This is a genomic window from Streptomyces sp. NPDC028305, assembly GCF_055569495.1.
In genome coordinates this window covers 469,154-483,233 of record NZ_JBVHTN010000010.1, presented here as the reverse complement: position 1 = coordinate 483,233, position 14,080 = coordinate 469,154, and the positions used below count along the sequence as shown (strand labels likewise).

Here is a 14,080-nt window from a genome sequence, read left to right as displayed (position 1 = left end):
GCCGAGGGGGACCAGGTCGCCGAGGGCGATCTGGTCGTGGTCCTGGAGGCGATGAAGATGGAACAGCCCCTCAACGCCCACCGCGCGGGCACCGTCAAGGGCCTGGCCGCCGAGGTCGGCGCCGCCCTCACCGCCGGCGCCGTCATCTGCGAAATCAAGGACTGACAGCTGGGGCTGACGCCTCGCCATACAGCTGAACCCCGGGCCCCGGTCGATCCCCTCGACCGGGGCCCGGTGCATACGGTGGCCACCGGCGCCCTCCGCGCGGCAGGATGTGAGCCCGGCCGAGGAGGGGGAGCCTATGGCGACGCCATGGCCGCCCGGCCCCGGGCCTCCGTTCGGTGACGACGACTGGGACGACGGACGGACGACAACGCGTGACCCGCCTGCCAGACACCCACCCACGAGAGGCCCTCCCCCATGGGTGACATCGCCAAAGGCGTGCTCGGCGGCGCCTGGACGCTGCTCGTCGGCTGGATCCTGCCCACCGCCCTCAACCTCTCCGTCTTCTTCTTCACCGTCGCGCCCAGCCTCCACCACATCGACCTGGCGCAGCGGCTGTGGCCCTCGTCGAAGGTCAACACCGCCGTCCTTCTGCTGACCGTGTCCCTCCTCCTCGGGCTGGTCCTCTCCGCCGTGCAGACCCTGCTCTACCGCCTGCTGGAGGGCTACGTCCTGTGGCCCGCCACCGCCTACGACGCGCGCTGCCGCCGCCACCGGCAGACCAAGCAGGAGCTCCACGACCGCCTCACCCTGCTGCGGCTGGAGGAGCGCGAGCGCGCGGGCGCGCTGCCGCCCGAGGCGGCCCGGCAACTGGCCGACCTGCGCGCCACCCCCCGTATCGCCCGGGCCGCCCGACGGGACCGGCTACGCACGGCGGCACAACGCGCACTGCTCCAGGAGCGGTTGAGCCGCTACCCGATCGACGGCGACCAGATCGCCCCCACCCGCCTGGGCAACGCGATCCGCCGCCTGGAGGAGTACGGCTACGACCGCTTCCGCCTCGACACCCAGGTGCTCTGGGGCGAGCTGACCGGCACGGCGCCCGAGCAGGTCCGCCGCCAGGAGGAACTGGCCCGCGCCAGCGTCGACTTCTTCATATCCCTGCTCTACGGGCACGCCGCGGTGGCCGCGGCCGCCCTGGCCGCCCTGGGCTCCGCGGACGCCGACCGCACCGCGCTGCTGACCACCGCGGCCGTCCTGGTCGCGCTGATCCCGCTCTGGTACCGGTCCGCCGTGACGGCCACCGACGTGTGGGCCGCCGCCGTACGAGCGCTGGTCAACGTGGGCCGCAAGCCGCTGGCCGAGTCGCTGGGCCTGGCGCTGCCGTCCGAGCTGGCCGCCGAGCGAACCATGTGGACGCTGGCCTGCCTGTTGTCCCGGGCCCCTTACCATGAGCGCGCGGCCGCTCTCGACCCGTACCGCGCCGAGCCCCAGCCCCCGCTGCCGGCGCCGCCCCGACCCGGCTCGTAATGGCATGCTTGACCCACGGACCCGTACGACCAACGGCGCAGGGAGGACCGCGATGGCGTTGGAGACAGCCACAGCGCACGCCCCAGCGCGCCCCATGCGCGCCGACGCGCGCCGCAATTACGAGCGGCTGCTGACCGAGGCCAGGACCGCGTTCGTCGAGCACGGTACCGACGCGTCGCTGGAGGACATCGCGCGCCGCGCGGGCGTCGGCATCGGCACCCTCTACCGGCACTTCCCCAACCGCACCGCGCTCATGGGGGCCGTCTTCCAGAAAGAGGTGTGCGCGCTGCTGGCGCGCGCCCGTGAGCTGGCGAAGGCCCCGCAGCCGTGCCGTGCGCTGGTCGACTGGCTGCGCGAGATCATCGACTACGCGAGCACCTACCGCGGGCTCTCGCACGCGCTGATGGCCGCCTCCGGGGACGCGAGCTCTTCGCTGTCCCAGGGGTGCGGCCTGCCGATGCGCGAGGCGGGCAGCGCGCTGCTCGCCCGCGCCCAGCAGTCCGGGAACGTACGGTCCGACGTCGGCATAGACGATCTGATGCAGCTGACCAACGCCATCGCGCTGGCCGTGGAACAGTCGCCGGACGACCCGGAGTTGGCCGACCGGCTGCTGGCCCTGACCTTCACCGGGCTCAAGTCCCGCTGACCCGGCCAGGGCTTCAGCGCCCTCTGCGCTCTCAGCGCCGCCGTGGCGCCAGGTCGGCGACCCGGCCCCCCGGCTGCTCCGCCAGCGGCATCCCGCCGCGCAGCGTGGCGCCCGCCCCGCCCCCCGGTGGGTGCGGGTGGTTGCGGCGCGGTCCGGGGAGCGGCAGCCCCTCCTCGCCGGCGCGCGCGGTGGGCGGGCCGCCGTGCCGGGGCTGCTGCCGCCCCGGCCCCGCCGGGCCGCCGTCGCCGCCCGCCGGGCCCGAGCCCGCGCCCGGCCCGGCCACCGCGATCTGCACGCCCTGGTCGGCGAGGGCCTGGAGCTCGGTCAGGGCCCGGTCGTCGTGCGCGGGTGGCTCGTCCGTGACCAGCCGGGTGATCACGTCCGTCGGCACCGTCTGGAACATGGTGTCGGTGCCGAGCTTGGAGTGGTCCGCGAGGACCACCACCTCCGCCGCCGCCTGGACCAGCGCGCGGTCGACGCTCGCCGACAGCATGTTGGACGTGGACAGGCCGCGCTCGGCGGTCAGCCCGCTGCCGGACAGAAAGGCCCGGCTGACCCGCAGCCCCTGAAGGGACTGCTCGGCGCCGCTGCCGACCAGCGCGTAGTTGGAGCCGCGCAGGGTGCCGCCGGTCATGACGACCTCGACCCGGTTGGCGTGCGCCAACGCCTGTGCGACGAGCAGGGAGTTGGTGACCACGGTCAGGCCCGGGACACGCGCGAGCCGGCGGGCCAGCTCCTGCGTGGTCGTCCCGGCGCCGACCACGACGGCCTCGCCCTCGTCGACGAGACCGGCCGCGAGATCGGCGATGGCCGTCTTCTCCGCGGTCGCTAGATGGGATTTCTGCGGGAAGCCGGACTCCCTGGTGAATCCGCCCGGCAGCACCGCACCGCCGTGCCGGCGGTCGAGCAGTCCTTCTGCCTCCAGCGCCCGCACATCCCGCCGGACGGTCACTTCGGAGGTCTGGACGACGCGGGCGAGCTCGCGGAGCGATACCGCTCCGTTCGCCCGCACCATTTCAAGGATCAATTGGCGACGTTCTGCAGCGAACACGAAACTGACAGTAACGCCAACGACCGTCTGGTTTCAGCAGCTTGCACCAATTAACCGATGTTGTTCTTCTGCGACCCCTCGGGATGGTATTGGAGCGGGCTGCGCTTCCCTTAGGCCTCTTCCTGCGTCTTCCGCGTGTGCAGCTGCCGCGCCACCTCGGCGATCGAGCCGGACAGCGACGGGTACACCGTGAAGGCGCTGGCGATCTGCTCCACCGTCAGGTTGTTGTCGACCGCGAGCGAGATCGGGTGGATCAGCTCGCTCGCGCGCGGCGCGACCACCACACCGCCGACCACGATGCCGGTGCCCGGACGGCAGAAGATCTTCACGAAGCCGTCCCGGATGCCCTGCATCTTCGCGCGCGGGTTGCGCAGCAGCGGCAGCTTCACCACCCGGGCGTCGATCTTCCCGCCGTCCACATCCGCCTGGGAGTAGCCGACCGTGGCGATCTCCGGGTCCGTGAAGACGTTGGCCGACACGGTCTTCAGGTTCAGCGGGGCGACCGCGTCACCGAGGAAGTGGTACATCGCGATCCGGCCCTGCATGGCCGCCACCGACGCCAGCGCCAGCACCCCGGTGCAGTCGCCCGCCGCGTACACGCCCGGCGCGCTGGTCCGCGAGACCTTGTCGGTCCAGATGTGCCCGGACTCCTTGAGCCGGACCCCGGCCTCCTCCAGGCCCATCTCGGCGCTGTTCGGGATCGAGCCGACGGCCATCAGACAGTGGGTGCCCGTGATCACCCGGCCGTCCGCCAGCGTCACCTCCACCCGGTCGCCGACCCGCTTGGCGGCCTGCGCCCGCGAGCGCGCCATCACATTCATCCCGCGCCGCCGGAAGACGTCCTCCAGCACGGCCGCCGCGTCCGGGTCCTCGCCCGGCAGCACCCGGTCCCGGCTCGAGACCAGCGTGACCTTGGAGCCCAGCGCCTGGTACGCGCCCGCGAACTCGGCGCCCGTGACGCCGGAGCCGACCACGATGAGCTCCTCCGGGAGCTCGTCCAGGTCGTACACCTGCGTCCAGTTCAGAATGCGCTCGCCGTCCGGCAGCGCGTCCGGGATCTCCCTGGGGTGCGCCCCGGTCGCCAGCAGCACGGCGTCCGCGACCAGCGTCTGCTCGGTTCCGTCGGCGGCGCGGACGATCACCTTCCGCGACCCGTCGGGCGCCTGCGACGGCTCCAGCCGCCCGCGCCCGCGCATCACCCGCGCGCCCGCGCGCGTCACCGAAGCCGTGATGTCATGCGACTGGGCCAGCGCGAGACGCTTCACCCGTCGATTGACTTTGCCCAGGTCAACGCCCACGACTTGGGCCGCCTGCGCCAGCGGCGGGGTGTCATCGGCCACGATGATCCCCAACTCCTCGTACGAAGAGTCGAAGTTCGTCATCACCTCAGCGGTGGCGATCAATGTCTTCGAGGGCACACAGTCGGTGAGCACCGACGCCCCGCCCAGACCGTCGCAGTCGACGACGGTCACCTCCGCGCCGAGCTGTGCGGCGACCAGCGCCGCCTCATAGCCGCCGGGTCCGCCACCAATGATCACGATCCGAGTCACATGCTCCATTGTCCCGCACCCGTTCGACATCACTCTCACGGGGGGTTCCCGCCGCCCCCGAAACCTTCCTCCCTCACTCCCGTACCCTCTGAGCCATGTCGCTCTACGCCGCGTACGCCGGCAACCTCGACGCGCGGCTGATGTCCCGCCGCGCACCGCACTCCCCGCTGCGCGGCACGGGGTGGATCAACGGCTGGCGCCTCACCTTCGGCGGCGAGCAGATGGGCTGGGAGGGTGCCCTCCCGACCATCGTCGAGGCGCCGCGCTCCCAGGTCTTCGTCGCCCTGTACGACATCGCCCCCATGGACGAGGACTCCATGGACCGCTGGGAGGGGGTCGGCCTGGACATCTACCGCCGGATGCGGATCCGGGTCCACACCCTGGACGGCGACGAGCCGGCCTGGCTCTATGTGCTCAACGGCTACGAGGGCGGCCTGCCCTCCGCCCGCTACCTCGGCGAGATCGCGGACGCCGCGGAATCCGCGGGGGCCCCGCACGACTACGTCATGGAACTGCGCAAGCGCCCCTGCTGAGGCCGGGCGCCCCGCCGCCCTTCCCGTGCCCTGTCCTTGCCCTGCCCTTGCCGTGCCCTTTCCGTGCCTCTTTCCACACCACCCCGACGCGGTTCGATCGCGCCTTGGCAAAGAATCGAACACCGTCGTCAAGAACGTCTACGCGCGTAGGCAATCACCGGCTAGTCTCATGCGCGTGAACGCATCAGTTACCCATCAGGGGGACCCCTACGCCGCCGCCGACGTCGCGGCCGCACGCCTGCGCGAACTCACCGGCGAAGAGACCCACGACGTCGTCCTGGTCCTCGGCTCCGGCTGGGTGCCCGCCACCGACGCCCTGGGCGCCCCGGAACACGAGTTCCCGGTCACCGAACTCCCCTCCTTCCCGCCGCCCAGCGTCGAGGGCCACGCGGGCAAGATCCGCTCGTACAAGATCAACGACAAGCGAGCGCTGGTCTTCCTCGGCCGCACGCACTTCTACGAGGGCCTCGGTGTCGCCGCCGTCGCGCACGGCGTACGCACCGCCGTCGCCGCCGGCTGCAAGACCGTCGTCCTCACCAACGGCTGCGGCGGCCTCCGCGAGGGCATGCGCCCCGGTCAGCCGGTGCTGATCAGCGACCACATCAACCTCACCGCCGCCTCCCCGATCGTCGGCGCGAACTTCGTCGACCTCACCGATCTGTACTCGCCGCGGCTGCGCGCGCTCTGCCGGGAGATCGACCCCACCCTCGAGGAGGGCGTCTACGCGCAGTTCCCCGGCCCGCACTACGAGACGCCCGCCGAGATCAACATGACCCGCACCCTCGGGGCGGACCTGGTGGGCATGTCCACCGCCCTGGAGGCGATCGCCGCCCGCGAGGCGGGCGCCGAGGTCCTCGGCATCTCCCTGGTCACCAACCTCGCCGCGGGCATGACGGGCGAACCCCTCAACCACGAGGAGGTCCTCCAGGCGGGCCGCGACTCGGCCGCGCGGATGGGGAGCCTCCTGGCGCAGGTCCTCGACCGCGTCTGACGGCACCCGCCGGCGCCCCGCCCGCGGGCGGGGGCCCGAACCGCCGGCTCGCCGACCCGAGCCGACGCCCCGGACCCGACCGCCCCGGACCCGCAGGACCGGACCCGCCGGACCGGACCCGCAGGACCCGATGCGGCGCCCCGGACGCTCTGCCTCAGGCCGGTGACCCCGGCCGTACGGACCCGAGCCGCCGCGACCCGAGCCGCCGCGACGCGAGTTACGGACCCGAGTTTCGGACCCGGAGCCGCCTGCCGGACCCGCTGACCCGGCCGGGTCGACCGGAGCCGCCGGACCCGGGTCGCGGACGCCGAGCCGGTGCCTGGGACACGCTGCCCCAGGCCGCGGACCCGAGCCGCTGGTTCGAACCGCTGGGCAGGGTTGCCGGCCCGAGCCGCCGGACCGGACCGGACCGCTGGGCGGCTGCCGGCCCAGTCCACTACGCCCTGTCCGGCGGATCTTGGCGCCTGCGGCGGGCCGCTCCCCTCCCCTCCCCGCCCCTTCCCTCCCCCTGTCGATATGCGACTCTGCCGCACAGGGGCTCCGCCTCCGGACCCCGGCGTCTGGGGCGGAGCCACCCACACGGCGGAGCCGCAGATCGAAACGGTCGGGAAGGGGCAGGTAAGGGGGAGAGCCACCGCCGAACCCGGCGAGAGACGGCCGGGCGACCCGCAGGCCGGGTAGCGCACGGCCGGGCGACCGGACGACGGCGACCGCCAACGCGCGGCACCGGACCGGGCCGTCGCCGACCCGCCCCGCGCGGGCCCTGGCGTCGTGCCCGTTTCCCGGGGTACTCACTGGTCAGCCACGCTCGGCGGCCATCCAACCCCCGGCGGCCCCGAGGCGGTGGACGCGGGCTCGCGACAGCGCCGCCCGGCCCCGCCCCCGGACCGCACACCCGACCCAGCCACCGCCAGCCCCACCAGCCACCCCCCAGCCACCCCAGGAGGCCTCCCATGGCGCCCACCCCCGAGTCCGAGCTGATCTCCAAGGCCAGCACCTGGATGGCGGAGGACCCCGACCCCGAGACCCGCGAGGAGCTGGCCAAGCTGCTCCAGGCGGCCGACACGGGCGAACCCACGGCCCTCGACCAGCTCGCCGACCGCTTCTCCGGCACCCTTCAGTTCGGCACCGCCGGCCTCCGCGGCGAACTGGGCGCCGGGCCCATGCGCATGAACCGCGCCGTGGTCATCCGCGCCGCCGCCGGCCTCGCCGCGTACCTCGCCGAGCAGGGGCACTCCACCGGGCAGCCGCCCACCGCGCAGCGGCCCGGCCTCGTCGTCATCGGCTACGACGCCCGCTACAAGAGCGCCGACTTCGCCCGCGACACCGCCGCCGTCGTGACCGGCGCGGGCCTCCGGGCCGCGCTGCTGCCGCGCCCGCTCCCCACCCCCGTCCTCGCCTTCGCCATCCGCCACCTCGGCGCCGTCGCCGGGGTCGAGGTCACCGCCAGCCACAACCCGCCCCGCGACAACGGCTACAAGGTCTACCTCGGAGACGGCTCCCAGATCGTGCCGCCCGCCGACCTCGACATCGCCGCCGAGATCGCCGCGATCGGCGCCCTCGACAGCGTTCCCCGCCCGGACTCCGGCTGGGAGACCCTCGGCGACGACGTCCTGGACGCCTATCTCGCCCGTACCGACGCCGTTCTGACCCCCGGCTCCCCTCGGGACGTACGCGTCGTCTACACCCCGCTGCACGGCGTCGGCCGCGAGACCGTCACCGCCGCCTTCGCCCGCGCGGGATTCCCGGCCCCTGTGGTGGTCGCCGAGCAGGGCGAGCCGGACCCGGCCTTCCCGACCGTCGCGTTCCCCAACCCGGAGGAGCCGGGCGCGATGGACCTGGCGTTCGCCACCGCCCGCGGCCTCGGCCCCGGCGGGGCCGACATCATCATCGCGAACGACCCGGACGCCGACCGCTGCGCGGTGGCCGTACCGGCCGCGGCCCCCGCCGCGACCGCCTGGCGGATGCTCCGGGGCGACGAGGTCGGCGCGCTCCTGGCCACTCACCTCATCCACAAGAGCGCCCGCGGCACCTTCGCGACCTCGATCGTCTCGTCCTCCCTCCTGTCCCGCATCGCGCAGGCCGCGGACCTCCCGTACGCCGAGACGCTGACCGGCTTCAAGTGGCTGGCCCGGGTCGACGGGCTGCGCTACGCCTACGAGGAGGCGCTCGGCTACTGCGTCGACCCCGAGGGCGTACGCGACAAGGACGGCATCACCGCCGCCCTGCTCGTCGCCGAGCTGACGGCCGAGCTCAAGGAGCAGGGCCGCACCCTCACCGACCTGCTCGACGACATCGCGCTGGAGCACGGGCTGCACGCCACCGACCAGCTGTCCGTGCGCGTCGAGGACCTGTCCCTGATCGCCCAGGTCATGAAGCGGCTGCGCGAACAGCCGCCCACCGAGCTCGCGGGCCTCGCGGTGTCCGCCGGCGAGGACCTCTCGCGCGGTACGGCGGCCCTGCCCCCGACCGACGGCCTGCGCTATCAGCTCTCCGGCCGGGCCGGCGCCATCCCGGGGTCCACCGTCCGGTCGGCCCGGGTGATCGTCCGCCCGAGCGGCACCGAGCCGAAGCTGAAGTGCTACCTGGAGGTGGTGGTCGACGCCCCCGCGGCGGACGCCCTCGCCGCGGCGCGCGCGACGGCGGAGCAGGTCCTGTCGGCGCTCAAGGCGGATCTCGCGGAGGCGGCGGGGATCTGAGGCACGGCCGACGCGCCGATCAGGCCGGCCCCGTCCGGGAGCGGAAGGTGCGCCGGTAGGTGTCCGGGGGCACCCCGACCGTGCGGTTGAAGTGTCGGCGCAAGGTCGTGGCGGTGCCCATGCCGGTGGCCGCCGCGATGGCGTCGACACTGTCGCCGGTCGTCTCCAGCAACTCCTGGGCGTGGCGGATCCGCTGGGTCAGCAGCCACTGCAACGGGGTGGTGCCGGTCACCACCTTGAAGTGGCGGCCCAGGTTGCGCGAGCTCATCCGCGCCCGGCGGGCCAGGTCCTCCACGGTCAGCGGCTGGTCCAGCCGTTCCATCACCCAGGGGAACAGCTCGGCGAGCGGATGGTTGTCCGGGGCGGGCACCGGAGTGGTGACGAACTGGGCCTGGCCGCCGTCCCGGTGCGGCGGCACGACCAGGCGGCGGGCGACCGTGTTGGCGATCGACGAGCCGTGGTCGAGGCGGACCAGGTGCAGACACAGGTCCATCGCGGCGGCCTTGCCGGCGGAGGTGAGCACGCTGCCGTTGTCCACGTAGAGCACATCCGGGTCCACCTCCACCTCCGGGTAGCGGGCGGCCAGGACCTCGGTGTGCGCCCAGTGGGTCGTCGCGCGCAGCCCGTCCAGGAGGCCGGCGGCGGCCAGCACGAACGCGCCCGTGCAGAGGGAGGCCACGCGCGCGCCCGCCTCGTGGGCCGCGCGCACCGCGTCGACCAGGTCGGCCGGTGGGTCCTCGTCGATATCGGCCCAGCCCGGGACGATCACGGTGTCGGCGCGCCGGAGGTGGTCGAGCCCGTGGTCGGGCTCCAGGCGGAACCGGCCGACCCGCACGGCGCCCGTCCCGCAGAGGACGAAGTCGTACCAGGGGTCGGCCACGCCGGTCAGGTCGGCGCCGAAGACCTCGCACGCCGCGGACAGTTCGAAGTGAAGCATCCCGTCGGTGACGGCCAGCGCGACAGTGTTCACGTCCGGAATTGTATGGGTCATGTCGTTCCGGACACTCGTGTGGGGTGCCCGCCCTCGCCAGGATGTCCGTGACGGATCGCAGCGGATCATTCAAGTACGGGAGAGAACCATGGGATCAGGGCTCACGGTGGCGGTGTTCGGCGCGTACGGGCACACCGGGCGCTTTGTGGTGGCAGAGCTGCGGGAACGCGGTTTCGTCCCGGTTCTCTCCGGGCGGGACGCCGACAAGCTGAAGGTGCTGGCGGAGTCCGAATCCGGCCTGGACGCCCGCCCGGCGTCGGTCGACGACCCGGCCTCGCTCGACCGCGCGCTGGCCGGCGCGGCGGCCGTGATCAACTGCGCCGGGCCCTTCGCCACGACGGCCGCCCCCGTGATCGAGGCGGCCCTGCGCGCCGGGATCCCGTATGTGGACGTGGCGGCCGAGATCGAAGCCAATGTCGACACTTTCGCCCACTTCGCGGACCGCGCCCGCGCCGCGGGAACGGCGATCGTCCCCGCGATGGCCTTCTACGGCGGCCTCGGCGACCTGTTGGCCACCGCCGCGATGGGCGACGACTGGACGGCGGCCGACGAGGCGCACATCGCGTACGGGCTGAACGGTTGGCACCCCACCGCCGGGACGCGCACGGCGGGCGCGGTCTCCCGGCAGCGGCGGGGCGGCCGACACGTCCGTTACGCGAACGGACAGTTGGAGTACCACGACGACGAACTGCCGACCCTGGAGTGGCCCTTCCCCGACCCTATGGGCCCCCGGGCCGTGATCGGGGAGTTCACGATGGCCGACGTCGTCACCATCCCCAGCCACCTGTCCATCCCCGAGGTGCGCACCTACATGGCGGTCGAGGCCGCCCGGGACCTGTCGGCCCCGGACACCCCGGCGCCGGAGGCGGTCGACGAGCGCGGGCGGTCCGCGCAGACCTTCCTCGTCGATGTCGTCGTGCGCAACGGCGGCGCCGAACGGCGCGCCGTGGCAAGGGGCCAGGACATCTACGCCGTCTCCGCGCCGCTCGCGGTGGAAGCGGTCCACCGCATCCTCACGGGACGGACCAGGACGGTCGGTGTCGCCTCCGCGGGCGAGATCTTCGACGCGCCGGACTTCCTCCGCGCGCTGTCCGCGCATCTCTCCCTCGAAGTGCGTGGGTAGCGCACGTCATTCGGGCTGCGAGACCATCGCCGCCAGGCCGCACCCGGCGTCCAGGAAGAACGTGTGGTAGCCGACCATGTGGCTGATGTCCTGCATATCGATCTGGGCGATGTACGCCATGAGCTTCCCGCACGCCGGACACCGCGGGTACTCGGCGTCGTCCATCCACACCGGCCGGCCGCCGATCGCCGAGCCGTCGGGGTAGGGGCCCGACGGGTGGCCGGGGACCAGGCGCTCGGTGGGCGCCCCGGCCGCCGGGAGGCCCGTACCGGGCTCGGGCGGATCCGAAAGGCGGGAGGTCCCGTCCGGCCCGACGCCGAGGAACACCGGGTCGGCTTCGTCGACGGCGCACCCGTAACAGAGGACCAGCCGCAGCCGCCCCGACCAGCCGGCGTGCACCAGCGCCCCGGCGACCCGTGCGTCGGCCGTGTCCAGGTCCAGCGCGGTCCACAGCGCGGCGCCGCATCCCCGGCAGCGCTCCTGCGGGATCCGGCTTTCTTCGGCTTCCTCGGCTGCTTCGACCACCAGGTGGTGGGCGACGGGCCCGCACAGCTCCCGGGCCCGGTCCCCCTCCAACGTCCAGCCGCCTTCCGGCATGTACTCGGCGGGCGTGAGGAAGAGCTTGTCGGCGCCGGGCGGCGGCTGGTCGCGCCACCGCCGGAAGGCCTCCTCGGCGACCGGTCCCCGTGTCTGGGCCAGGGCGGCCAGCAGGTGGTTCAGGCGGAGTGCGCCTTTGCCGCCCGCATCGGCCTCGGCGACGAGACCACGCTGTGTCTCGTCGTCGGCCGCGCAGTACAGCGCGGCCGGATACACCACGTCCGCGGCGAGGAGCCGGGGCAGATAAGGCGCCAGGCTTTCCGGAGCGGTCCTCGCCAGTTCCTCGAGTTCGGGGGCGTCACCATCGCGTGCGGCAATGGCCCGGACAATGAGATCTTCCAGATGCTCCGTCATACGGGGAACGTAACAACGTCCCCCGACACGCCCGGCCCTGGGTTCGGGCGACGCGGCTCGGCGGCGTAGTCGGGCAGGGCCACATCGCTGCTGACCTTCTCCCCCAGCCTGAGCATCCAGTTCAGGAAGACGGGCTTGGACAGCAGGCCGTTGCGGAAGCGCAGGCCGGTCGCGGTGCCGGGCGCGAGGAACTTCCCGGTGCGGTCGCCGCCGGTCTGGCAGCCCTTGGCGTACTTCCGGAGCCTGTCCTCGTAGCGCGCGAAGGCCGCTCGATGGTCGCCTCCGGCCCGCGCGAGCTCGCCCGCCAGCACATAGGCGGCCACCATGGCGGTCCCGGTGCCCATCCCCCCGATGGTGGCCCCGCACGCGGCGTCGCCCACCAGGCACACCCGGCCCCGTGACCAGGTGTCCACGTCTGCCCGGCTGATCGAGTCGAAGTACAGCTCGGGGGCCCGGCGCAGCGAATCGAGCAGGCGGGGCACCTCCCAGCCGAGTCCGGAGAAGGCGTCGGCGATCAGACGCTTCTGCTGCTCGGGGTCGTGGCGGTCGTACGACAGCTCGGGACCGGCGAAGACGAAGAACGCCCCGGCCCGCGCCGGGTCCCGGCGGTCGGCCCCGACGGAGGCGAGCCGCCCCGGCGTGTTGTAGCCGACCGAGCCCCGCCCCCACCCCCGTTCGTTGGCGAGCTGCCAGGTGGCTGCGTAGTAGCCGAGGTGGCTCACGTAGTCCTCCTCGGGGCCGAAGGCGAGGCGCCGGACGTTGGAGTGCAGCCCGTCCGCGCCGATCACCAGGTCGAACTCGCGCGAGGCCGCGTGCCGGAAGTCGACCCGCACGCCGGAGGGCGTCTCGGTGAGGCCGGTGATCGAGTCGCCGAAGAGGTACTCGGTGTGGTCCAGGCTGCGCTCGTACAGCAGCCGGGCCAGGTCGCCGCGGAGCACCTCGATCGCGCCGCCGGCGAACTCAGCGGGCAGGTGCAGCAAGGTCCGACCGCCTTCGTCCACAAAGGTCATCGGGGAGCCGCCGGTCTGCATCGCGCGCAGCTCGGGCAGCAGGCCCATGCGCTCCAGGACGGTCAGGTGCGTATCGCCCCGGAAGTCGACGGCCTGGCCGCCACCGCGCAGGGCCGGGGCCAGCTCGACGACCGTCGGGTTGAAGCCGTGGCGCCCCAGCCAATAGGCCAGCGCCGGACCGGCGATGCTCGCGCCGGAGATAAGGACGTTCCGGTTCATGGTTCCCCACCCTTGAGAACTGTGTCCGACGGACACGATTAATTACTGTGTACCATAGACGCAGTTATTTGGCACGCCAAGATGCCGAGGCTGGAAGGGCGACGGACATGGGCGACAACCCTGCCGAGACCGTGCGGCTGCTGTGGGGCCCCCACGCCAAGCCGTCACGCGGCCCCCGGCCGACCCTCGACCTGGACCGCATCGCGCGGGCCGGGATCGAGATCGCCGACTCGGAGGGGCTGGCCGGCGTCTCGATGCAGCGGGTCGCCGCACAACTGGGCGTCACCAAAATGGCGCTGTACCGCTACGTCCCGGGCAAGGCCGAGCTGGTCGCGCTGATGGTCGATGCCGCGATCGGCCCGTACCCGGCGGCGGGCCCACAGCCGTCGGGCTGGCGGGGCCGGCTGGCGGACTGGGCCCGCCACCTGCTCTCCGCCTTCCTCCAGCACCCATGGACGCTGGACGCCACCGTCGGACCGCGGGTCATGGGGCCCGCGGAGCTGGGCTGGATGGAGCGCGCCATCTCCGCGCTGGACGGTACGGGGCTCAGCGGCGCCGAGCGGATGGACGCGGTCGTGCTGCTGGTCGGCCATGTACGCGCCATCACCCAGCAGGCCCGGGCGGCGGGCCCGGCGGGCACCCCCGAGGCGGAGCTGAGCGGCATCCTCGCCGACCTGATGCGGGCCCAGGGCGAGCGCTTTCCCGCCCTGGCCGCCGCCCTCGCCTCGGCGGAACAGTCCGGCGGGCAGGACCAGGCCTGGGAGTTCGGCCTCCAGCGCATCCTGGACGGCCTGGCCGTGCTCATCGACCAGCGCGGGCACTGACCGTCGTACACAATCGCGG

At 73.2% G+C, this 14,080-nt stretch carries 13 protein-coding genes; 8 read left to right on the top strand and 5 right to left on the bottom strand.

The features are described from left to right. The 3 genes from ACZ4WQ_RS39770 to ACZ4WQ_RS39760 all read left to right on the top strand — a co-directional run. Positions 1-165 (top strand): acyl-CoA carboxylase biotin carboxyl carrier protein subunit (locus tag ACZ4WQ_RS39770; RefSeq protein ID WP_361184189.1); only part of this gene is annotated, 165 nt, incomplete at its 5' end. 255 nt (positions 166-420) lie between these two features. Next, on the top strand, positions 421-1,473 hold the full coding sequence (locus ACZ4WQ_RS39765) for a hypothetical protein (protein ID WP_361183796.1): 1,053 nt from the start codon (positions 421-423) through the stop codon (positions 1,471-1,473). Between the two features lie 52 nt (positions 1,474-1,525). Next, entirely contained in the window at positions 1,526-2,119 is a 594-nt protein-coding gene (locus tag ACZ4WQ_RS39760) for a TetR/AcrR family transcriptional regulator (protein ID WP_358848392.1), read from the top strand. Positions 2,120-2,150: 31 nt separating this feature from the next. Here the strand turns inward: ACZ4WQ_RS39760 and ACZ4WQ_RS39755 are convergent, their stop codons facing one another. Together ACZ4WQ_RS39755 and ACZ4WQ_RS39750 are read right to left on the bottom strand one after the other, a co-directional pair. Further along, positions 2,151-3,170 (bottom strand): DeoR/GlpR family DNA-binding transcription regulator, encoded by a 1,020-nt coding sequence (locus ACZ4WQ_RS39755; RefSeq protein WP_311724191.1) that lies wholly within the window; start codon positions 3,168-3,170, stop codon positions 2,151-2,153. 110 nt (positions 3,171-3,280) lie between these two features. After that, a complete protein-coding gene (locus ACZ4WQ_RS39750; protein ID WP_352130515.1) occupies positions 3,281-4,729 on the bottom strand; it encodes an NAD(P)H-quinone dehydrogenase in 1,449 nt (482 codons plus the stop codon). 86 nt (positions 4,730-4,815) lie between these two features. Between ACZ4WQ_RS39750 and ACZ4WQ_RS39745 the strand changes: the two genes are divergently transcribed. The 3 genes from ACZ4WQ_RS39745 (at position 4,816) to ACZ4WQ_RS39735 (ending at position 8,943) form a co-directional block, all read left to right on the top strand. Further along, a complete protein-coding gene (locus ACZ4WQ_RS39745; protein WP_311724193.1) occupies positions 4,816-5,253 on the top strand; it encodes a gamma-glutamylcyclotransferase family protein in 438 nt (145 codons plus the stop codon). 169 nt (positions 5,254-5,422) lie between these two features. After that, positions 5,423-6,244 (top strand): purine-nucleoside phosphorylase, encoded by an 822-nt coding sequence (locus tag ACZ4WQ_RS39740; protein ID WP_311724194.1) that lies wholly within the window; start codon positions 5,423-5,425, stop codon positions 6,242-6,244. Between the two features lie 953 nt (positions 6,245-7,197). Then, complete coding sequence (locus ACZ4WQ_RS39735) at positions 7,198-8,943, top strand: phospho-sugar mutase (protein WP_398374538.1); 1,746 nt, start codon at positions 7,198-7,200, stop codon at positions 8,941-8,943. A 19-nt stretch (positions 8,944-8,962) separates the two neighbouring features. Here the strand turns inward: ACZ4WQ_RS39735 and ACZ4WQ_RS39730 are convergent, their stop codons facing one another. Beyond that, on the bottom strand, positions 8,963-9,913 hold the full coding sequence (locus ACZ4WQ_RS39730; protein WP_311724196.1) for a helix-turn-helix domain-containing protein: 951 nt from the start codon (positions 9,911-9,913) through the stop codon (positions 8,963-8,965). Between the two features lie 109 nt (positions 9,914-10,022). Between ACZ4WQ_RS39730 and ACZ4WQ_RS39725 the strand changes: the two genes are divergently transcribed. Beyond that, positions 10,023-11,057: a saccharopine dehydrogenase family protein gene (locus ACZ4WQ_RS39725; protein ID WP_311724197.1), complete on the top strand. Its 1,035-nt coding sequence runs from the start codon at positions 10,023-10,025 to the stop codon at positions 11,055-11,057. A 6-nt stretch (positions 11,058-11,063) separates the two neighbouring features. Here the strand turns inward: ACZ4WQ_RS39725 and ACZ4WQ_RS39720 are convergent, their stop codons facing one another. Both ACZ4WQ_RS39720 and ACZ4WQ_RS39715 read right to left on the bottom strand, forming a co-directional pair. After that, complete coding sequence (locus ACZ4WQ_RS39720; RefSeq protein ID WP_398374540.1) at positions 11,064-12,008, bottom strand: hypothetical protein; 945 nt, start codon at positions 12,006-12,008, stop codon at positions 11,064-11,066. Continuing rightward, a complete protein-coding gene (locus ACZ4WQ_RS39715) occupies positions 12,005-13,237 on the bottom strand; it encodes an FAD-dependent monooxygenase (protein ID WP_398374542.1) in 1,233 nt (410 codons plus the stop codon). The genes ACZ4WQ_RS39720 and ACZ4WQ_RS39715 overlap by 4 nt, the downstream gene beginning before the upstream one ends. Positions 13,238-13,344: 107 nt before the next feature. Between ACZ4WQ_RS39715 and ACZ4WQ_RS39710 the strand changes: the two genes are divergently transcribed. Further along, entirely contained in the window at positions 13,345-14,061 is a 717-nt protein-coding gene (locus ACZ4WQ_RS39710) for a TetR/AcrR family transcriptional regulator (protein ID WP_385340874.1), read from the top strand. The last annotated feature ends 19 nt before the right edge of the window (positions 14,062-14,080 follow it).

Coding starts and splice junctions, on each gene's coding strand:
- ACZ4WQ_RS39765 (WP_361183796.1), top strand. CDS start 421: ATGGGTGACATCGCCAAAGGCGTGCTCGGCGGCGCCTGGACGCTGCTC.
- ACZ4WQ_RS39760 (WP_358848392.1), top strand. CDS start 1,526: ATGGCGTTGGAGACAGCCACAGCGCACGCCCCAGCGCGCCCCATGCGC.
- ACZ4WQ_RS39750 (WP_352130515.1), bottom strand. CDS start 4,729: ATGGAGCATGTGACTCGGATCGTGATCATTGGTGGCGGACCCGGCGGC.
- ACZ4WQ_RS39745 (WP_311724193.1), top strand. CDS start 4,816: ATGTCGCTCTACGCCGCGTACGCCGGCAACCTCGACGCGCGGCTGATG.
- ACZ4WQ_RS39740 (WP_311724194.1), top strand. CDS start 5,423: ATGCGCGTGAACGCATCAGTTACCCATCAGGGGGACCCCTACGCCGCC.
- ACZ4WQ_RS39735 (WP_398374538.1), top strand. CDS start 7,198: ATGGCGCCCACCCCCGAGTCCGAGCTGATCTCCAAGGCCAGCACCTGG.
- ACZ4WQ_RS39725 (WP_311724197.1), top strand. CDS start 10,023: ATGGGATCAGGGCTCACGGTGGCGGTGTTCGGCGCGTACGGGCACACC.
- ACZ4WQ_RS39720 (WP_398374540.1), bottom strand. CDS start 12,008: ATGACGGAGCATCTGGAAGATCTCATTGTCCGGGCCATTGCCGCACGC.
- ACZ4WQ_RS39715 (WP_398374542.1), bottom strand. CDS start 13,237: ATGAACCGGAACGTCCTTATCTCCGGCGCGAGCATCGCCGGTCCGGCG.
- ACZ4WQ_RS39710 (WP_385340874.1), top strand. CDS start 13,345: ATGGGCGACAACCCTGCCGAGACCGTGCGGCTGCTGTGGGGCCCCCAC.